The organism is Mesorhizobium sp. M0208, assembly GCF_040322015.1.
In the GTDB taxonomy this organism is placed as follows: Bacteria; Pseudomonadota; Alphaproteobacteria; order Rhizobiales; family Rhizobiaceae; genus Mesorhizobium.
Window position 1 is genome coordinate 1 of the sequence record NZ_JAMYSP010000053.1, and the last position, 18,612, is coordinate 18,612.

The window sequence follows — 18,612 nt, forward strand, 5'->3', positions numbered from 1 at the left end:
AGAAAGCTTGACCCCAGCACTCCGGTGCTCAGGTTCTCCTGACTGCCGGATGCGCACGTCTGCGGTCTTCACCGGATGCGTACCGTTCGCCTGAATATGGCGGTGGAGATGGTGTTCGTCGGCAAGGACCGGCAATACAATCCCGAGCGCTGGCATCGGGCTGGGAGAGGCGCCAGGTCGAGAACCATGTCAGACAGGTGCGATGCCGAGCCGTCAGAATTCACGATCGGCCCGGCTATCCTGGTCGCCAGTCCTTTGCCGGTCCTTACATTCCGCCACCCAACACCGCCGTAGCGCGGACACGCAAAGCACCCTGCGAATAGGCCTCCAGCATATCCTGTCGTGCCTGCATTCCAATCCTCTTGCAGAGCGTTTCATCGCCCGCCAACACCAATGCTTGCATTACCGCCATCTCCGCTGAGGAAACAGTAAGCTTCAGCATATTCTCTCCATGCTTGCCGTAATCCCGGATACCGCCGACGTCGGTCGCGATAACCGGAAGGCCGGCAAGCATCGCCTCGGCGACGACGATGCAGAACCCTTCCGTATCGGACAGGTTGATGAACATGTCACGATCACAGGCTAGCTCGGACCAGCGCGCGACATAGCCATGGAAATGCACGCGATCTCCAATGCCGAGCTCATCCGCCTTGCGCGAAAGCGCCTGCCGTTCCGGCCCGTCGCCGTAAAGATCGAGGCTTGCCGAAACGCCCCGGTCTTGGAGCATTCGGATGGCCTCAATCAGGCGGTCAAAATTCTTTCGCGCCATAAGGCGTCCGGCTGCAGCAAGGCGCAAGGGTGTGTGAAGCGCGTAGTCGCGCTTGTGGGAGGAAGCCTCATCGGCACGAAACAGAGGCACCACATGCGACCGGCGCCTGCGGGGCAGGAAGTATGCTTGTGTCTCCCGGAGCGTATTTTCGCAATCAGCCCAGATTTCGTCGACACGCCAGGACAGCGCCTTGAGCACAGGGCCATAAACGCCTTCGGCACGCCGGGAGCGGTAACGGGCGATGTGCTCGAATGAAACGCAGCGAAGCCGAGGAGCGAACATCGCAGCGAATCGTCCCAGGAGATTGGCCTGCTTGAGCGACAACACAACCATATCCGGCCGCCACTCCCGGATGAGGCGTAACATTACAAAGAACGTGCTCACGAAGGTGCGCAAGGAAGGCTCTTCGCTCTGCGACGTCAGGATAAGATTGTGCTCTCCGACCTTTGCGGCGATTTCATCGGCAAGAGCCCCGCGACCACGGCAACAGGCTAGAATCTTCAGCTCATGCCCGCTGAAAAATCCTGCTTGCAGCAAAGTCAGCAGCCCGTGCTCGGCACCACCGGGATCGAAGCCGTTGATGAAGTAAAGAATTCGCATGTGATACGGAAGCGTTCCCGATTGCCTTGTGCCTCTAGCGCTGAGCGCCCCGATATTCGTCAATGCCGCTCCCTTTGCGCAGGGCGCGGTAGAACAACAGCTTGGCTGCGCGGCGCACCTGGGGCTCCACGCCCCTCGGCAGGACGCAAAGAAGGATGTAAACGTAGACGCGCCAGGACAATGGATCGTGCCACATCGCGCGAATGAGCAAGCGCGCTCCGCGTTTCTTTTCGCCTTGAGCCACGCAATCATTGCCCGCCTTTGCGTACAAACGCGCGTTGCGCCGACGCGCGAGGTGCGTAAGTTCCGGCCGTCGCATGACCCATTCTCGCGTGAGGCGTTCGGCTACCGGCAGAAGCGCGTCGAGTCTGCGGGTTATATTCGAGCCATGGCGCCGTTTATAGACGAGTGCTTCGGCCACATGTTGAAATGTCCAACGCTCGGCTGCGCGCATACAAAACTCTGTATCCTCTCCAGCCCTGAATGCCTCATTGAATAACCCGATATCTTCGACCATCTCCCGCCGCATAACCATACTGGAAGGAACAATCGGCCCGTCAAGCAGAAAATATGTCGGCAACGTATCGCATTGGTCCGCGCGATAGCGGCGCACGGCGACGTGTAGAGCATCGGACAGATCCGGCGCGGAAAAATCGACAAGATCACCATAGACAAGACCTGCCTTGCAGCCATTGCCCAAGACGGCTAATTGACGCTCAAGCTTGTCCTCGGCCCAGAAGTCATCGCCGTCGAGAATTGCAATAAGATCACCGGTAGCATGTCCGATGGCAAGGTTCCTCGCCGATGAAGGCCCGATACCCGCCGTCGTCAGGACATGTACGCGCGGCTCCCTGCGACCCAGCGATGCAATCACTTCCGACGAGCCGTCCATCGAGCCATCATTGACAATGATGATCTCTTTGATGTGGCTCGACGCGGTCTGATTGATCACGCTTTCCACTGCCTGCACGATGAAGCGTTCTTCATTGTGGCATGTCAGGACAACCGAAACACTCATCTCGTGTTTCCTGACAAGGGGCTCCCGAGAAATCGAGGATGTGTCATGCTCCTGGGGTGGCTCCTCCGCATCCTGTGCAATGATAGGCAAAGCCCGTGCCGCGTCAATTCAGGCAGGAGCGAGACAAGACTCAGCGTGACGAAAGCTCGTGTGCCGGAGGCTTCTGTTCCAACGTAAAAGGCGCAAGGAACAAGGAGCACGAGGGGCAGAAGCCGTGCCTGGGCCGCTCCGATCAATCCGTGAGAAAGGGCCCAGCTTAGAGTACGGCTTAAGCGAAACCATGCAGCAATCCATATGAGAACATAGAGGCTGAGCCCAATGATGCCGTTCTCGGTGAGGATGCGTTGAAACTCGCCATGTATCCCCAGCCGCAACTCGCCAGGAAGTCCGGTGAAATCCGTATCGATAATATTCTTGAATTGGTTCGTACCCACGCCCATCAGTGGATGTTCGGAGATGAGTTGTCTGGACAGAGTGAAAGCAAACGCGCGCTGGACATTGCTCGGGGTGTCTCCAGGGGCATATTTCCCCGTCGCGGCCAGATATTCGTATTGCCCCATGCTCAGCGGATCGAGAATGGTCTGCATTTGCCTCTCGACATAGGCGTTATCCATCGTGGTCGATAACATGAAAAGACCCACGAAGCCGGCGGCGATCGCTGGTACCATCGCAGCGAGCCGTCCGCGCATCAGAAGCGCAGCGGTCAGAAAGAGAAAGATCAAAAACGCCTTGCGTTCCCCGGATAGCAGGAGCAGGGGAAGTATCCCTGCCCATGCAAACCAAAGGGCGCGCCGCTTGGCCCGTTTGGCGAAGAGGAGGAGTCCCGCGAGCGCAATTGGAAGGAAGGTGAATACGAGCCTTGGGTCGGCCAAGTGCTTCCAGCCGACCGAGTAGCCATGAGCCACATGCCAGGAGATCGTATAGGCGAGAATCAGCACCATGCCGAAAAGCAAGATGTTGACGGCCTTCTGCGCCCCGAGCCATCTAGCCTCCTGTGCGATGGCGAACGCAAAGGCGCCCACGGTGGACATCTGCAACAGCTCGCGCAGGCCGTTCTTCGCGTCCACGCTGAAGGCCGAGACCATGTGCCAGCCGAAGAAGGGCAGGAGCAGCAGAAAACCGGCTGAAAAAGCCAAATTTCGCCAACGCCCCGTCGCCACGCCAAGGATGAGCGCCAGCAAGGCGATCAGCTCGAATGGACGCAGCAACACAAAACCCGTCTCGAGCCTGATTGGCAGGAAGAGGCTCAGTATCGCGAATGTGAGGAGATAACGCATCACAGCCCCCTCGCGGCGCGATATTCTTTTAGCATGTTCTCTTTCCCGGAAACAGCACTTGTTGGATGTATCAATGCCAGCCCGCGGAGAAACACTTCACCCTGCTCCAGCCGACGACCCCATCGTTCCGCCCGCTGTGGCAATCGCATATCGAAGAGGTTTCCGCCTGTTGGGAAAGCTCACCCTCCTCGGCTGCGGGGAGGCTTACTGGTGGCAGAACTCATCAGCAGTCCGACGAGAATGGTGACGCATCCCGACGGCGTGCGGTCGATGCGGCCTAGCCGACGGTCTCGCTCTCCGGTGTCCAGGCTTCTGGCTGGTTGAGCACAGAGATGGCAGCGAATCTTATGCCCGGTATCCCGCGAACTGAGCTCATAGCTTGTGCCGGTTTCGTCCACGAACGGAACGCCGTCGCGATACCAGAGACACTCTATTGCGACGCAATCACGTTCGATACGACAGTCAGCTCTTGGACTGGTGAAGCCTCGCCCGAGAAGACCGGCAATGCGCTGAATTCCGGCGGGACATCAAGGGGGATGGGTCCGCGCAGGACTCAGTGCACTCCATTCAGTGCGCAGAAACTCTTTGAGAAAAGCAAGGGACATATCCGTGGCGGTGGTTCAATCTCACGTCAGATACGATCGCTCGTACTTATCGCCGGAAGCACATAAAAGCCTGAGAGTTTAGGACCGGGCCCAAGCCCGGAAATGGAGAATATCCGATCGAGATCGGGGCGAAGCGGCGGGCGAGCCTCTGCCGAAGCACCCTGTAGTCAAACCCCTTGTGATCGAGATAGGCGCCGGACTTGCTCCGTGGGACCTGTTGCCACAGAATTGCCGCACGGAATAGCTCCCAGGCGCTGTATCGCCATCGCGACTTGTTTATGAAAACGGCGTTGGGGTACTTGAGCAAGAGAATAGGCCCAACCATAATGGGCACGGAGATGATCAGAACTCCACCAGCCCGAAGAGAGCGCTCACAGAACGAGATGAACTCCTCTAATACGTGGTCGTCGACATGCTCGAGGGTTTCAAAGGCAAGCACCGCGTCTAGTACCTCATCAGGTATCTCTCCCAGGCTCCCTACCGGCGTGAACGATGGGGCTTTTGGCGTCACATAGGGATCATAGCCGTAAAGCGGTCCTTTCCAGCCCCGGCTGGCCAGCGTGTTAAGAAAGTCGCCTTTGTTTGATCCGAACTCGAGGATAGCGCTGCTTGGAGTGAGATGTTGCTTCACAAGTCGGATACCCCTCTCATGCCGGCTTCGCTGCGCAAGCCGTGCAACCGGGTTGGGGCTATTCACCGTCAAGCGGTCATAGCTGAAGGGGTTCATATGTTTCTCCCGGGGCGAAAGCAACTAAGAGGTGACGTTGCCGCCTGTCCTTTTTTGCTCGGGCAGATGATACCATATCCAAGCCGCGAAAGCTCATTTGCACGATTACCCCTCTATGAGGTCCGCTTCGGCTGTCCAGGCTTCCGGCTGATCAAGCAAAGAGAGCGCACGCACCTGGCACCGGATCCTGTGCCCAGCATCACTTGCATTGATCTTGTATTTTGCACCAGTTTCGCCGATGATGGGAATTCCGTCACGATACCAAAGGTACTCGAGAAGCGACGCCGGCACATTCGGTTGTACGCTCAGCGTGCTTCCGATGGAGGCAGAGCCGGAAAGCTCAGGCAATTGCCCGAAGCCCGCAGGCACCTTGGCAAGGTCCGACTCCTTCTGGCGGACCCGAATATAGTCTATGACCATGTCGTAAGTTTCGGATGGATCCGGCAAAATTCCGCCCTTGCCGGATCGAAAGCCCAAATTGACCATGATGTATTTTTGCGCGGCAAGCTCCGGCGTGGTCGCACAACGTGCCACTTCATAGCCATCAATCACGAAGAATGTGTAATCATCTTCGATCTGCGCGTACCACGTATGAAACTCGCCGTCATATATGTCTATGGCGTTGGGGAAGCCGTTTGCTTGGTCGATCGGGTAGCCGGCGATCTTCCGGCGAACGTCGGCGGCGGCGATTTGGGGATCGAGATAGGCAAGCGCCGGCTTATGCACATGCTGGCTGATATTGATCCACGTCCCGTCCTTCCCCCCATATTCCCAAAAGTCAGTTTCCAGACGATTCCGCGTCCGCCAAAACAGGTGCTCCTTGCCATAGGCCCAGAAGGCAGGAAAGAAGCCCGGACGCGGCGCGGAAAGCTTCGGGAACTTGGCGCGGATCTCGAAGATGCCTTTTCCCCACCACCGACCTTGGCCGTTGTTGTTGACCGACGAAAACGCGCCGGTCCTCCAAACCTTGTTGTGGACGAGACGGAGCGACAGTGTGTGGCTGTCCGCATCGTGAATGTATGAAGACGGCGTCTTGGAAATCCGCTGTGCCTTGGCATCCCCGCCGATATTGGTGAGGTGCGTCGGCGCGAACCAGCCGCTGCTCTGTGCGCCTGTCAGATCGTCGACAATGGTGTTGGTTTCGAAATCGTCGAAGAACACCGTCGTATAGCCGCCGATGTCGGGCGCCGCCTGACCGCGATGGGCTTGGTTCGTCCTTTTACCAACCGCCGCCCAGCTTGCCCAGGCCTGCGTATCGAAGGCATAGCGCGCGGGATTGTCGTTCGCATCCACGGCTGAGGGAGGGCTCTGGCGATAAGGATGATCGTCGGGCAGGGCGGATTGCCGGCCGACGCGCCACATGCCCCATCCCATCAGCTTATCGATCTGCGAGTCATTCAGTTCGCTTTGTCCGATGATGACGCAGTCGATCGCGACATCGGCCCTCATCGGATTGTTCACATCGCCCATGAAGCTCTGCGATTTCATCCGGTTGGGTCCCAATGCATAAATCGTCTGGCCGGCCGTCTTGACCCCATTCAATACGGCCTGCATCACGAATCCGCGGCGGTACCCGACCATGACATTCCAGTCGCCAAAATCCGTCGAGCATTGCCCTTCCTCGCTCTTAATCTTACCGTCATCGATCTGCGAAACGAATGCGCCTGCCGAAGGCCTGAAACAGACCCGCGGTTGGCGATGCACCGAGCCACCCTCCGCTCCATTGACGCAAAGAACGGAAACGTTATTCGCATCGGCGTTGACTGCCGAATTGCACCGGGCGATCACGAGCCACCACCGGTGGAGATAGGGGGCATCCTTATCGACGGGCCAGGTCAACGCCTGTTTCGTGTCCTTCTTGAAGAGGACGCCGCCGCTATTCGGAAGCTTTGTCGGGCGCAGAGAGGGCTCGGCTTGCACCGCAGCCACCGGCTTCACGCCGCCGGATTGCCAAGAGGAGACTTCGCCTTCGGCCAGATCTTCCTGAAACCAAGATTTCACAATCATTTCCGGGAACAGACCAGGATGCCAGGAGTGAGCTTTCGGCTGCGAGCCTTGCGCCGAACCGGCGGCGCGAGCATCCCGTCCTGGGCGACCGGATGCCGCCAGCACAAGGGCGGCGCATGCGGCCCGCGCCAGATCCCGGCGAGAAATGCGGTTGGTCATTGTCGTGTGCCAATAATTGCTGGTTTCGGGATGAGACTCCGCATGGACACCCGTTACTTACTATCGCGCTTCTCCTCACAAGCTCCGCAGCATATCATAGGTTCCAGTTTAGCCTTTCAACGACAGCCAGGGAAGTGGGTCGCGCCTGATGCGATAACGGAGAAAGCAGATGCAGACCGCTGACAGGATCGGTGCTTCGCCTCCCACCAGGCCGGGCAAAGCTCTTCCGCCCAATGCGCTTCTATTGAATTGCTTTGGCCGAGGTGGGTCAAACATTGTCTGGAATATCATCGGCAGCTCGCCGGATGTGTTGATGCCATACCGCGAATGGCATGAGGGAGTGTTCGGACGCTTCTACAAGCTGCGCAAGGCTGCGTGCCATATTGGCGGGGCCGTCAACTGGGCATCTGTTCCCGTCTTTTGGCGTCATATGCGCGCAGCGACTGCCGAGACCGTCCGCCCCGGGGAGCGCAACGAAAAGTCCCAAGCACGGTACGTCGTTTTAAAGGTGATGGATTACTACATCGCATTCGACGACGCGATTGCGCGCGGCTTTGCGGAAGCGCGGAACCTTGTGCTTACGCGGCATCTGCTGCCGATGTGCGAAGGGCTGATCCGCAGCGGTCTCAGCGAGGCGCGCGCGATCAGATGGTACTAGCCTGATGTTTAAAGCTTCGGGGAAACCGTGATGCGCTATTGCTTCGATTCGAGGACTTGGTCCGATCACCGGAGGCCTTTGTCACAAGCCTTTACGAAGCGCTCGGCACAGCGGCAGCGGAGGACGGAAAGATCCGGTTCAAGGTTAAATCATTTGGGACGGGGCGCGTGGCGAACGCAGATGCCGCAACTGGCGAAAAGCTGCGTATAAAATTGGATGAAACAGCCGATCACATAGCACCAGACGTCAACACCCGAGCGGTTGCCCGCCTCGATCGTTCAGCGCGACAGCGGCTTTGGACAGGCACAGGCAGACCGCGGAATTGTTCGGCTATGGAGCCGACAACTTCTGACCCGTTCGTTCAAACGTAAGCGGTCTTCTGGAGACACCTTCGGGGGCGGGCCTGAGGGACAATGTTCGAAGTCTTTGAGGGCTTCGACACATGACGATTTCAGAGCCTCCCGCTGCACGGTGTGCTTGCGAAACGCCACACGCCCTGATCGCAGTAGTAGGCCTCGGGATAGCTCTGGCGCTCCGTCTAAATCTTGCGAGCGCCGCCGAACGCCTCGATCAAACCGGCGGAATTGATCTGGAGAGCGCGATACGGATGATCATTCGCCGCTTCCCAGACCGCCGTTACGGAGTCGAGATCGCGGCGCGGGCGGCGAGGATGGGATATATGCACCATCGGCTTGCCGCGCAGCGGAAGAATGCTATTGTCGATGATCGACTTGGAGCCGGCACGGGCAGTGACGATAGCGATGTTCATCGGGCGCTCTTACAGCTCTATTAGTTGCCGGCCGCAGACAGAGAGTTTGACCTGCCCGAGCAAAATGCGACGGATACTCGGCACATGGGCGGCACCCTAGCAACGCTGCGCGGCCTCCTCTTCAAGGTGGGAGCCCTGCGTCCGTTCCAGCGTGATGTGGCGATTGCGTGGCTTCGCCACGACAGCCGGCAGGTCCACCTGCAGGAGGGCTACGGCGGGCAACCGATCGAGCGCTTCCCTCCCTACGAGTTCTTTCGCCGCTACACCTTTGGGGATGTCGACGGTGCGAAGGCGGCGTTTCGCGCATGGTACGTCGAGCAGTTTCGCAAGTACCAAGGCGTTTCCAAGGCGAAGGGCGGCCTTCACAACGGCTCGCTGTATCGCCAGGTCGTGGTCGAGCACCAACGCGCCGGCATGGTGCTCGCGGCGAAGCAGCCGGTCTTTCAGCAAGACCTTGTCGAGCGCGCCATCGATCAGCGAGTCGACGAACGCTTCGCGTTTTTCGCGAGCGTAAAGGATCGCGGGTATCAGCCCGAGGCGTCGGATCCAGTTTTCGGTGTGTTGCACGACGACGACGACACGGTCCACCTCATGGGCGGACACCATCGCGCGGCCGCCGTGCTTGCGCTCGGCCACGAGACGCTCTCGCGCGTTACGGTCCTCACTCCGCGCACGCGCGCCCTGTTCTCGCGCCTGAGGATTGTGAGGTGACGCCAATGACCGACGAAGAATTTCGCGCTTGGGTTCAAGCCGAAGAGTGGTACCAGACCATCGAGCTCTCCAACGGGCTCACCACTCGCGGAAGCGTGGACTCGCGCGCACGCATCGCATTGCTCGAGAAGCACTTAGACGTGCGGGGCAAGCGCGTCATCGACATCGGTTGCAACTCAGGCGCGTACTGCTTCTGGGCGAAGAAGCGCGGTGCGCGCGAGGTGGTGGGAGTCGATATTCTCGAGAAGCGTATCGTGCAGGCGCGGACTCTCGCGCAACACGAGAAGGCCGACATCTCGTTCCAGACGCGCGGCATCGCCGAGCTCGGCGACCTCGGACCGTTCGACGTCGTCATGTGCTTCGCTGTCCTAACGGAGATTCCGGATCTCCTCGGTGCGCTGAGCGCGCTGAAGAAGGCAATCGGCGGGGTCGGCTTGCTCGAGCTGAGCCTCGCCAAGCCGCTCGCGTACCTCTCGCATTCGAAGAACTTTGTTCGTGGCTACAACGGCATCTCGAGGCGCAAGGCCGTGCTCGAATTGCGCGAGAACAAGCACGGCTGGATGCTCGATCCGAGCCTGGAGGTCGTCGAAATTGTGCTCGGCTCCGATTTTTCGGTGACCGATCTCGGGCCCAGCGTTCGGTACCAGATGCTGAAGATCGACCGAATCCGCTCGCCGCTATAGCCGTACCTCATTCGACTCCCCGGCCGTAACCATCGGTCGAGCAATCCGCATCTATAAGGGTCCCGAACGTTGTGAACCAACGTTAAAACGGGCCGTAAGGAAAGCCCATTGGCTGGTCGTCCTCACCCCATTCACCAGGGCCGGCATCCCGCCGAGCCACCAGCCCGCTCTGGATTAGATTACAATCTTCGTTCTTTCGGTGAGGAGAACCATCAAGCGGGATCCATCGCGAGCAAGCAAACACGATGGATCCGGCCCCAGAGTGTTCAATCCTTAATCAAGCAGTGCTCGGTTCCAGGGATCGTAGTTGATTATGTTGGCGCTCGGGGCGACAGCATTGACGTATCCACTCCACCTATCATACCACCTGTCGAGCCAACGAGGCGCACCGTAATCTCGAGACAATCGCCTCGCTTGCATCAAGCGAGAAGCCGCCTTCCCGGCTTCATGGCGTCCGCGGAAGCCGGGCAGAATGCTGAGCGCGGCCCCGACGAGAGCCGGACCTCGTTCCAAAACCCTGCGACCCATGGCATGAGTGAGGCTTCTCCGGGAGTTTTTGGCCGGCTTTTCACGCTCGAGGATCTCTGCCTGCACAAGCTGCTTTATCAACCGATCCTTACTTGGCCGCAGCGTGATCACGGTAAGCGACTCCGCACAGGTGATCAGATCGAGAGCTTGGTCCCCCCGGTAGGCGCCAAGTCCGGTAGTCTTCGGGCGTAGAATGTCGTAGTGCAGCACCAACCCATCGAGAACCGGTTCTTCCAGAGCCAGTTCGTCCCGGCGCACAAGACGATTTGCTGTAACCTGCGGCCACCGCTCAACGCCTTTCGGGAGGAGGGCGGTGACATTGTCAGGGAGCCCGCCCGCTGACAAATGATCCAGGAAGGTACTCTTTCCGGACGAGGTTGGTCCAGCCACAATGAGCAGGTGCCGGATACGACGGCGCGTCGCCTTTATTATTGTGCGATCCTTGAAGGCCGAGCGGTACGTTTGCACTTCGCAGAATACGCCAAAGTGGTTTGTCAGGATCTGTGTGACAGCCTCGGGCGAAAAAAAGTACTTTTGCTTCGCAGTTATCTCGTTTGTGACCGCATGTCCTTCTGACACATAAATCACTGGCCGGCCCTTAAGAGCCCATCCCACTGCAGGCGTGATGTTAAGCTTGCGCGCATCGTGCCCGCCAAAGCCAGCAACTTCGACGATTAACGAGTGGCGCGTAATCTGCACCAACTTACGGAGACTGCCGATCGGATCGGCCAGATGATGCAGTACATTGAGGCACAGAACGATATCGAAGGGATCCGCATCCGAAATTCGCTCAATGTCAGCCTGCAGATATTCGGGTGCATAGCCCTTGATATCCGCGATTATTTTTGCCTGTCGGATCCGCTCTGGATCGATATCCAGGCCGCGCACATGTCCAGCTCCCCGCTCGCAGGCGATCAAGCTGAAGTAGCCAAGATAGCACCCGACATCAAGAACGCTTTTACCGGCCAAGTCCTGTCCAAACGCAATATCACACAAGTCCAGCCGCGAAGCCCCTGGTGTACGCCGTCCAAAGGGCAGGTCAATCGCTTGGTAACCAAGTTCTTCGGTGCACAAGAACTGATCAATTGCCCCCTCGGTCCATTCCATTCGTTGGGAGCTTGGTGTCGCGTTCATAGTCGATCCTCCTTCGAGCGCAGCGCAGCGTCTATTTCAGCTTCCTGGGTGTTATGCTTTGCAGGACTTCCCGCCCATATTTCCCGAAGAGGAGTGAGGCTCTCAGATAGAGAGTGACAACGGACAATGTACCTACAACGAGAAGCCCGGTCGCGAGCACAAGATACTCGGGCGATCCGGCAAGCAGCATTTTGACCGCGGAGCCAGTGGCGAAGACCACAGCGGCGAATGCGACAGGCGGTACATGGACGAGTACGAAATCCAGAGCTGATAATCCTGTCATCCGACAACTGACCGCCGCATAAAGGATAAAACTCGTCACAATGGCGCCGGACACTGCAAACGCCACCGCGTTCACGCCGTAGGGCGCCGAGAAGAATGCGAATGAAGCGACAAGGGCCATGTAAGTGATTTGCATGGAGGCCATTCGGTAACTGCGGCCTGTCGCAAGCATCACGGCTGCGCATACTTTGTAACCGACACGGAAATAAATTACTGCAGAGAATGCGACAACAGGAGCGACGGCGTCGATCCATTTCTGACCGAGGACTGTCAGGACCAGCTCGTTCGCAAAACAGCATAAAAACGCGCTAGTCGGTAGGGCAAGCGCCGCCGTCAACGCATAACCCTTGAGCTGAGCGGTGCGGAGCCTCGCCTTATCATGATGAACCTTCGATAGGAGCGGGAAAACCACACTCTTGTTCAGATTGCCGAACAGATTTGCCGGCATCGCGATCAGATAAAACGCGCGCGAGTAAATGCCAAGCTCTCCGGTACCGATCAAGCGCGCGACAATAACATTGTCGATATATTTGGCGGTGAAGCTCGATATACCGGCCAGCGAATAGCCCAGGCTCTGGCTGCGGATATCGCGGTAGGACTGCATGTCGAAACGAGGACTCACGAGATAGTCCCTGGCAATGAAGAGGTAGATGCTGGCCAAGATGAGCGCCTCGGCCATGTACGCGACCACCAAGGCCCAATAGCTCAGTCCGAAATAGGCAAGCGGAATGGCTAGGCCGACGTGGGAAGCAATCCAAGCGACCAGCCTCGCTATGGAGGATATTTTGAATCTCAGGTGTCGCGACAAAATGGCCTCGGCGGTCAGATTGAACGCGTTCGCGACCATCATCACCGCAAGGATGCGCGAAACGAGGACCAATTCCGACACATGAAGGAAATCGGCGATCTGACCTGCAAGCAGCCACTGAAGCACAGCAAGGCAGGTGGCGATCAGCAGAGACAGGAATGAGATGGTTCCCATATGGCGCCTATCGAGATCCTTCCGCTGGACCACGACTTGCGACATGCCGAGATTGGCGATTGTGTTGCCGAAGGCCCCCACGATAAGCGCGGCGCCAACGACACCATATTCCTGAGGAGAAAGCAGGCGAGCAAGGACAGCCGTGACAAAGATGTTCAATATGGTCTGGGCCAGCAATGTGGCACCAGACCACGAGAGGCCCCTGGCCGCGCTCCGTGTCAGCTCCCTATGTTCAGTTGTTTGATCCAAATCGACTTGCTCCAGACTGTCCAGTTGGCCTGCGGCGTTTCCGTGCATGCAAACGCGATCCAATATCGTGGGCTATTTTTCTCGCCCACGCCTCGCGGGTGAATTCGCGCTGCATTCGCCGTCTCGCATTCTCGCCAAGCCGCGTCCGCAACTCGGTATTGTCGCGCAATTGGGTCAGCGCCCGAGTCCAGTCCGTAACATCATCCGGGGAGCAAAGAAGTGCGGTTTCGCCACCGGTGAATATTTCTCGCAAAACCGGAAGATCGCTGCTGAGGATGGCTTTTCCATGCGCCATGTATTCGAATGCCTTCAGTGGCGACATCCAGTCGGCCAGGTTCGTAGCATTATTGCCGACGCCTCGTACAACCCGCTGATAGGGCGCGAGCGCCACGTCGAAAGCCGCAAGGAAGGACGGGATCCGGGCATGCGGCACATATCCGTGAAAGATGATATTTCTCGCTGATTCTGCCCGAGCCCGCCACTGGTCGATGTCATCCTGTGCCCCACCGACGATATGAAAGGTAGCCCAAGGGCAGGCTTGCGCAAGAGGAAGTATGACTTCCATTCCTTTTCCTGGATAGAGTTGCCCCGCATATCCAACATTGAAATCCCCGCAGAGCGGAATCGCGCCTTGCTCCGGCTCAGTAACGAGATCGCCGCCGAGCGGCGTGGACAGGATACGACCTGACAGCTCGGGCCACCGGCTTTCAAGGTGTTTCCTCAACGCTTCGCTGATGACGACGAGCGAAAGAAGGTTTTTCGACTTCGCCAGCATGTTGAAGCGCTTGATGACAGCTTGGCGCTCGGCTTCAACCGGGCTGTGCAACTCCAGCACCGTTGGCATGCCCGCTGCAGCCGTAACCCTGGCAATGGAGATCGACCGTGTGATCACGGCATCGCGCGCCGTCAGCCATGCGAGCAACGACACGGCACCGCCAAAGACAAGCTGTTGGGCTGGAATATGGTCGAATGGTATGCACCACAAACCAACACGCCGCTCTGGATTGTAGGCCTTCCTGATTTCGCTCCACTTGTTCGTGCCGGGTCGATCAAGGGGAATTGCAAGAACGGTTCTGCAGCCGATTGCTTGAAACGCGCTGCATGCCTTCACGACCTGCACGGTATTTGCCGCCTGGCCCGGAATAGGCACGGGATGCGCATAGACAAGCTTCAAATTACTCATTGCTTAGGCCCCAAATCACCGTTGCCGTCCTGCTGTCATCGCTTCATTAACCTAAGTCTTTATGCCGACGGACAGGCACCCCCCCAGCTAAGCATCGCGACATAAAGGCAGCACTGGTTCACTGAAACCGGCTTGCCGCCTCCAGCAGCAATCGGCGTATTCCGCTGGCGCGCGCAAAATCGAGAGGCCATGAGAGAAATGGCAGCCGCCTGCGCGCCAACGACGCCGCCCGTATGAGAAGGCGTTCCAGACGGAAGCCGACCTGGCGTTGAACGGCGTCGTAGTGGAAGTCGATCTCTCGCTTCTTTTCGAGCGAAAGTCCCGGATAAGGATGCCAGAACGCCCTAGCCGCTTCGAGGTTGAAGCTCGGAAAGAGCGGCAGATTGAATTCCGTTCGTAGGCGCTCCATGGAGGGTTCCAGCTTCGAAAGGAGCGCGGCTCTGTCATCGGGCGAGAGATATTCGTGATTGTTGTTGGGGCTTGTTATTCTCTTGTCTACCAATGCAAATATCCCACGCTCCAATTTGCGCTCGGAATAACGAATATGTTGCTTTCTAAGCCGCATATATTCCAGGACATCTCGGCTTAGCCTCTCATTGGCACGAAGATTCGGCCGAGTGAAAGACGAGATATCCTCAATATTGAGAACATGTCTCACAAAATCGTCGATCAGATTGGGCAGGGCCGCTTCGTAAGCGCGTACCGAGCAGGCGCTGCTCCCAAAGACATCGCGCCAAATGGATAGGTAAAGATGATAGTCCAGCATGTCATCAATCATGTGGAGAAAGTCGCCAATATCGCTGGTAAGCAGAGCCACCTTCTTTACATTTTGATTGTACAGAGATTCAAGATAATGATCTGGCCTTCGTACGTAGCATAGTATGTGGCATTCTACTTCGGTCGGAATGGCGGCGCGCAGGCGCTCGATGAGACTGCGCTCTTTTGCAAGGGCCTCCGCGCTCGTTTTCTCAGCTTTAAAGCGCGTCAGGTACCGCACCATAGCATAAAAATTCTCGGAGCTTGCGATGATTGTGGTAGCTCCGTTTCGCTCTGCCTTTCTCAAATTCTCAAGAATGAACTGTCGGAATTTCTCTTGTCCATCTATCAAAAGTGCATTGGCAATGCTGTTGATATCAAACTCATGGGCTGGCGAGGCGTAGCATATGCCAGAGTCGTTCAGCCTTTTCCTGTTTGCGGAAAGGAAATGCTGTAGCGCCGTGGTTCCCGTTTTATGCGTGCCGATATGAAGGATGAGCCTCATATTATCTTTTACCCGCAGGTTCGAGAAAAAACGAAGCAAGCAATGCGGACATAAGCCGTGAGAGTCCGCCACAATATCTCGCAAGCAAGCTTCAGCGGGCGCATCGCAAAGCTTTCTGCATAAGCGTGGCGATGAGACTCATTTGCCGTGTTGCGACGCTTTCCATGCTGAATCGCGCAGCGACAGTTTGTACTGCGCGGCGCGCCATCTCATCACGTTCGGCTTCCGATAGGTTGAGCGCGCGAAGAAACAGTCCGCAATACTCCGCATGCGAGCGAGCCAAAAAGCCGCTGCGCTCGTGCTCTACAATGTCGGATGCACCGCTGACATCGGTGATAATCGGGACCACCCCGCAGCTCATGGCCTCGAGCAGGGCGTTTGACATGCCTTCCGACGCCGAGGTGGAAAGATAGAAATCAGCCCGCCACAGAAAGGGAAAGACATCTTCGACCGCGCCGGCGAATGTGACCCTGCCGGAAAGGCCCAACCGGGCAGCCTGTTCCTCGAGAGTGACACGGCACTGACCATCGCCCAGGATGGTGAGTTGCGCCTTTGCGTCGGCGGGAAGTGCCGCGAACGCATCGATCATGTGCTCGAGGCATTTTTCCGGATCGAGACGGCCAAGGCAGATAAAGCGTCGGCTGCCATCGGCGCTCGGCTCGCGGCGCGACTTGCGGGGCAGATCGATCCCATTCGGAATCATATGAATGCGATCCGCGCCGATGCCATGTCTCTTCAGATCACCAGCGATTTGGCGGCTATTGGCGATGAAGGCCGTGACGTGACGTTTAATCAAGGCGGACGCCCAGCGACCAATGATTTTCTTTTCGCGTACAACGTCGAGATCGAAACACCGTCCGCCCCGGCCCAATTTTGCGAGAACCGGTTTGCGCAGGAGGGCTCCTGCCAATGCCGCCGGAACAGCGTGAAGTCGGGCATGGATGATATGTACGACATCGAATTCGTCGCGACGGCGCAGCATCCAGATTACAACCTGGACACACCACGACAAGAACGACAGCATATGCCGCCCGCCTAAATTCGGCGCCGCGCGCAAACGAAGGCGCTGGATGGGCACCCCGTCGATGACGGACCGTTTCGGCGTCGAGTGCGACAATCTGGGTGCCATAATGGTTGCGGAAACGCCCCTTTCAACCAGCACCCGAGCAAATCGGCGCGTCTGTTGTTCGGCACCGCCATATGACTCAGGAAAATAGGTTGGGAGCACGAGCAGAATACGTATGCTCGGAAGAGCTTCGGCTTGGGGGGGCTTCATCGGATGAGCAGAGACAATTTCTGTTACAATCATATCAATCCGCCGGATAGCGTTCCTGGAGCCACTGGCGGCCACCCCCCGTCCCATGTGCAAGAGAAGATGACTTTGTTGGCATCTCACCACCTTTCAGCGCATCGATCCTCTTATCGTCCAGATCGACGCACCCGAAATCGGTAAAGCATGCATCGCTAACCAATCCGACAACCTGCCCGATCACTGTCAAACGCATAGGTCACACCCGTTCATCGCGGAAGCGTCACATTTCGGACAGGAGGCCTTGTTGACACTCCCCTGCTTGCCCGATGCTGGTCAAGAGCCTCGCGGTAAATGGCATCGATGCGCTTGCCCATCAGCTTGACGTCCCAGTTCGAAAGATCCGTCGCCGCGGCCCCTTGGGCGAGGCAAGCCAGTCTTTCACGATCCTCCAGGACGGCGGCAATGGCGTCGGCCATGGCTGCCAAATCGTCCGCGGGTGTAATCACACCGTTGATACCAGGGCGGAGCACTTCGCGAAGACCTGGCAGATCGCAAGCGACGCATGGCTTGCCGCCGGCGAGATATTGCATGACCACGCGGGGCAATCCCTCCCGCATGGAACAGAGCAGGCAGAGATCCGCGAGCGCGATCAGCCGCTCGGGGTCGTCCCGATAACCCGTAAAGACCACTTGGCGCTCGAGCCCAAGCCACTTGGCGCGCGATTCGACGATCGAGTGAAGCGGCCCGTCGCCCGCGAGCACAAGCACCGCGTCGGGTAAGCGGACGGCGACTTTCTTGAAAACGTCCAGAAATTCCGCGTGTCGCTTGCGTGGCTCGAATGCCGCGATCATCAAGAGCACAGGCGGGCGCGGCGCGCCCGGCGTCAAGCGCAACAAATCGCGCCAATCGTCGGGCGGACCGGCGTTGTGAAAACGATCGAGATCGAATCCGGAACGGACGACATAATGGTTGTCTGGATGTCCGACTCCTGCGCTCAAGCACAAGTCACGGATGCCCTCGCTCACGCTGATGAACGCACTGGTGACTGGCGCTGCCAGCTTTTCCAAGGCGAGATACACAAACCGCTCGGCGACGCCGACATTGATAAAAGGCACGATATGCACGCCATGAACGATCGCTGGAACTCCCGCCGCCCATGCGGCGAGACGCCCGAGAATGCCTGCCTTGCTGGTGTGCGTATGCACGATGTCGGCATTCAAGGTGCGGAATCTCCGGGTGAGCGCCAACAATGCCTTCACGTCGGAGACAGGCGAAATGGATCGGGTCAAGCCCGGGACGCCAATGAGTTCCACCCGCGGGTCCACTTTAGCTACAATTTCCGGGTGGACGGCCTCGCCATGCAGCAGGACAACATCATGTCCTCCTTGCGCGGCCCAATTGCAGGAATGGACGGTATTCTCATCAGCACCGCCGTTGATGAGACGGGTGATGACATGAGCGATACGCAGTCGATGCCCCTGGTCAATCTTGCCTTCCGCAGCCTGTGCTCTCATATCGCCGCACCGATCGCGCCGAATCCATCCGGTGGCTGCGTTCCCAAGCCGAGCCGCACTTTCGGTCTCATGCGTCCCGATATCGGTGCTACTGCATTGGGGTGACATGCCACACCTCGGTGGGTGCCGTATGGAGACGAACCCCGAATCCTGGGATTACCCCTTGTCCTTTTGGGTCGTGGCACGTGCCGTCCATAGGAGGGTTATCCCAACGGCTTCCAGTCGGTCAGATCAGATTTAGCTT

The 18,612-nt window shown here is 57.8% G+C and carries 16 protein-coding genes; 4 read left to right on the forward strand and 12 right to left on the reverse strand.

The window, feature by feature from the left end; genetic code table 11:
• Nucleotides 1–265: 265 nt before the first annotated feature.
• The 5 genes from NKJ17_RS30750 to NKJ17_RS30770 all read right to left on the reverse strand — a co-directional run bounded on the left by NKJ17_RS30750 (nucleotide 266) and on the right by NKJ17_RS30770 (nucleotide 7,162).
• On the reverse strand, nucleotides 266–1,369 hold the full coding sequence (locus NKJ17_RS30750) for a glycosyltransferase (RefSeq protein ID WP_352507967.1): 1,104 nt from the start codon (nucleotides 1,367–1,369) through the stop codon (nucleotides 266–268).
• Nucleotides 1,370–1,403: 34 nt separating this feature from the next.
• Nucleotides 1,404–2,387 carry a glycosyltransferase family 2 protein gene (locus tag NKJ17_RS30755; RefSeq protein ID WP_352507966.1) on the reverse strand — a complete coding sequence of 328 codons (984 nt, stop codon included), beginning with the start codon at nucleotides 2,385–2,387 and terminating at the stop codon, nucleotides 1,404–1,406.
• Nucleotides 2,384–3,664 (reverse strand): O-antigen ligase family protein, encoded by a 1,281-nt coding sequence (locus tag NKJ17_RS30760; RefSeq protein WP_352507965.1) that lies wholly within the window; start codon nucleotides 3,662–3,664, stop codon nucleotides 2,384–2,386. The genes NKJ17_RS30755 and NKJ17_RS30760 overlap by 4 nt, the downstream gene beginning before the upstream one ends.
• A gap of 651 nt (nucleotides 3,665–4,315) precedes the next feature.
• Nucleotides 4,316–4,996, reverse strand: coding sequence for a class I SAM-dependent methyltransferase (locus tag NKJ17_RS30765; protein WP_352507964.1), 681 nt, complete (start codon nucleotides 4,994–4,996; stop codon nucleotides 4,316–4,318).
• 105 nt (nucleotides 4,997–5,101) lie between these two features.
• Nucleotides 5,102–7,162, reverse strand: a complete 2,061-nt coding sequence (locus NKJ17_RS30770; RefSeq protein ID WP_352507963.1) for a hypothetical protein — start codon at nucleotides 7,160–7,162, stop codon at nucleotides 5,102–5,104.
• A gap of 169 nt (nucleotides 7,163–7,331) precedes the next feature.
• Between NKJ17_RS30770 and NKJ17_RS30775 the strand changes: the two genes are divergently transcribed.
• Complete coding sequence (locus NKJ17_RS30775) at nucleotides 7,332–7,820, forward strand: hypothetical protein (protein WP_352507962.1); 489 nt, start codon at nucleotides 7,332–7,334, stop codon at nucleotides 7,818–7,820.
• Between the two features lie 538 nt (nucleotides 7,821–8,358).
• Here the strand turns inward: NKJ17_RS30775 and NKJ17_RS30780 are convergent.
• Complete coding sequence (locus tag NKJ17_RS30780) at nucleotides 8,359–8,589, reverse strand: hypothetical protein (RefSeq protein WP_352507960.1); 231 nt, start codon at nucleotides 8,587–8,589, stop codon at nucleotides 8,359–8,361.
• Nucleotides 8,590–8,673: 84 nt separating this feature from the next.
• Here NKJ17_RS30780 and NKJ17_RS30785 point away from each other — a divergent pair, with 84 nt between their 5' ends.
• The gene (locus tag NKJ17_RS30785) at nucleotides 8,674–9,300 is read left to right on the forward strand and encodes a hypothetical protein (protein WP_352507959.1); all 627 of its coding nucleotides are present in this window, start codon (nucleotides 8,674–8,676) and stop codon (nucleotides 9,298–9,300) included.
• A 5-nt stretch (nucleotides 9,301–9,305) separates the two neighbouring features.
• Entirely contained in the window at nucleotides 9,306–9,983 is a 678-nt protein-coding gene (locus tag NKJ17_RS30790; RefSeq protein ID WP_352507958.1) for a class I SAM-dependent methyltransferase, read from the forward strand.
• A 273-nt stretch (nucleotides 9,984–10,256) separates the two neighbouring features.
• Here NKJ17_RS30790 and NKJ17_RS30795 read toward each other — a convergent pair whose 3' ends face one another.
• From NKJ17_RS30795 to NKJ17_RS30820, 6 genes are all read right to left on the reverse strand, one after another.
• Entirely contained in the window at nucleotides 10,257–11,645 is a 1,389-nt protein-coding gene (locus tag NKJ17_RS30795) for a class I SAM-dependent methyltransferase (RefSeq protein WP_352507957.1), read from the reverse strand.
• 31 nt (nucleotides 11,646–11,676) lie between these two features.
• Nucleotides 11,677–13,206 (reverse strand): lipopolysaccharide biosynthesis protein, encoded by a 1,530-nt coding sequence (locus NKJ17_RS30800; protein WP_352507956.1) that lies wholly within the window; start codon nucleotides 13,204–13,206, stop codon nucleotides 11,677–11,679.
• A complete protein-coding gene (locus tag NKJ17_RS30805) occupies nucleotides 13,142–14,341 on the reverse strand; it encodes a glycosyltransferase (protein WP_352507955.1) in 1,200 nt (399 codons plus the stop codon). The genes NKJ17_RS30800 and NKJ17_RS30805 overlap by 65 nt, the downstream gene beginning before the upstream one ends.
• A 118-nt stretch (nucleotides 14,342–14,459) precedes the next feature.
• Nucleotides 14,460–15,602, reverse strand: a complete 1,143-nt coding sequence (locus tag NKJ17_RS30810) for a hypothetical protein (RefSeq protein ID WP_352691504.1) — start codon at nucleotides 15,600–15,602, stop codon at nucleotides 14,460–14,462.
• 91 nt (nucleotides 15,603–15,693) lie between these two features.
• Nucleotides 15,694–16,911 (reverse strand): glycosyltransferase, encoded by a 1,218-nt coding sequence (locus NKJ17_RS30815; RefSeq protein ID WP_352507953.1) that lies wholly within the window; start codon nucleotides 16,909–16,911, stop codon nucleotides 15,694–15,696.
• 209 nt (nucleotides 16,912–17,120) lie between these two features.
• On the reverse strand, nucleotides 17,121–18,323 hold the full coding sequence (locus NKJ17_RS30820; protein WP_352691510.1) for a glycosyltransferase: 1,203 nt from the start codon (nucleotides 18,321–18,323) through the stop codon (nucleotides 17,121–17,123).
• Here NKJ17_RS30820 and NKJ17_RS30825 point away from each other — a divergent pair.
• A complete protein-coding gene (locus NKJ17_RS30825; protein WP_352508012.1) occupies nucleotides 18,213–18,473 on the forward strand; it encodes a hypothetical protein in 261 nt (86 codons plus the stop codon). The two genes, NKJ17_RS30820 and NKJ17_RS30825, sit on opposite strands and share 111 nt — an antisense overlap.
• Nucleotides 18,474–18,612: the final 139 nt, after the last annotated feature.

Bases quoted from the DNA above. Each gene is read 5' to 3' on its own strand.
- NKJ17_RS30770 (WP_352507963.1), bottom strand. From the start codon at position 7,162: ATGACCAACCGCATTTCTCGCCGGGATCTGGCGCGGGCCGCATGCGCC.
- NKJ17_RS30795 (WP_352507957.1), bottom strand. From the start codon at position 11,645: ATGAACGCGACACCAAGCTCCCAACGAATGGAATGGACCGAGGGGGCA.
- NKJ17_RS30790 (WP_352507958.1), top strand. From the start codon at position 9,306: ATGACCGACGAAGAATTTCGCGCTTGGGTTCAAGCCGAAGAGTGGTAC.
- NKJ17_RS30760 (WP_352507965.1), bottom strand. From the start codon at position 3,664: ATGCGTTATCTCCTCACATTCGCGATACTGAGCCTCTTCCTGCCAATC.
- NKJ17_RS30780 (WP_352507960.1), bottom strand. From the start codon at position 8,589: ATGAACATCGCTATCGTCACTGCCCGTGCCGGCTCCAAGTCGATCATC.
- NKJ17_RS30815 (WP_352507953.1), bottom strand. From the start codon at position 16,911: ATGATTGTAACAGAAATTGTCTCTGCTCATCCGATGAAGCCCCCCCAA.
- NKJ17_RS30775 (WP_352507962.1), top strand. From the start codon at position 7,332: ATGCAGACCGCTGACAGGATCGGTGCTTCGCCTCCCACCAGGCCGGGC.
- NKJ17_RS30825 (WP_352508012.1), top strand. From the start codon at position 18,213: ATGCAGCAGGACAACATCATGTCCTCCTTGCGCGGCCCAATTGCAGGA.
- NKJ17_RS30805 (WP_352507955.1), bottom strand. From the start codon at position 14,341: ATGAGTAATTTGAAGCTTGTCTATGCGCATCCCGTGCCTATTCCGGGC.
- NKJ17_RS30765 (WP_352507964.1), bottom strand. From the start codon at position 4,996: ATGAACCCCTTCAGCTATGACCGCTTGACGGTGAATAGCCCCAACCCG.
- NKJ17_RS30785 (WP_352507959.1), top strand. From the start codon at position 8,674: ATGGGCGGCACCCTAGCAACGCTGCGCGGCCTCCTCTTCAAGGTGGGA.
- NKJ17_RS30810 (WP_352691504.1), bottom strand. From the start codon at position 15,602: ATGAGGCTCATCCTTCATATCGGCACGCATAAAACGGGAACCACGGCG.
- NKJ17_RS30800 (WP_352507956.1), bottom strand. From the start codon at position 13,206: ATGCACGGAAACGCCGCAGGCCAACTGGACAGTCTGGAGCAAGTCGAT.
- NKJ17_RS30750 (WP_352507967.1), bottom strand. From the start codon at position 1,369: ATGCGAATTCTTTACTTCATCAACGGCTTCGATCCCGGTGGTGCCGAG.
- NKJ17_RS30755 (WP_352507966.1), bottom strand. From the start codon at position 2,387: ATGAGTGTTTCGGTTGTCCTGACATGCCACAATGAAGAACGCTTCATC.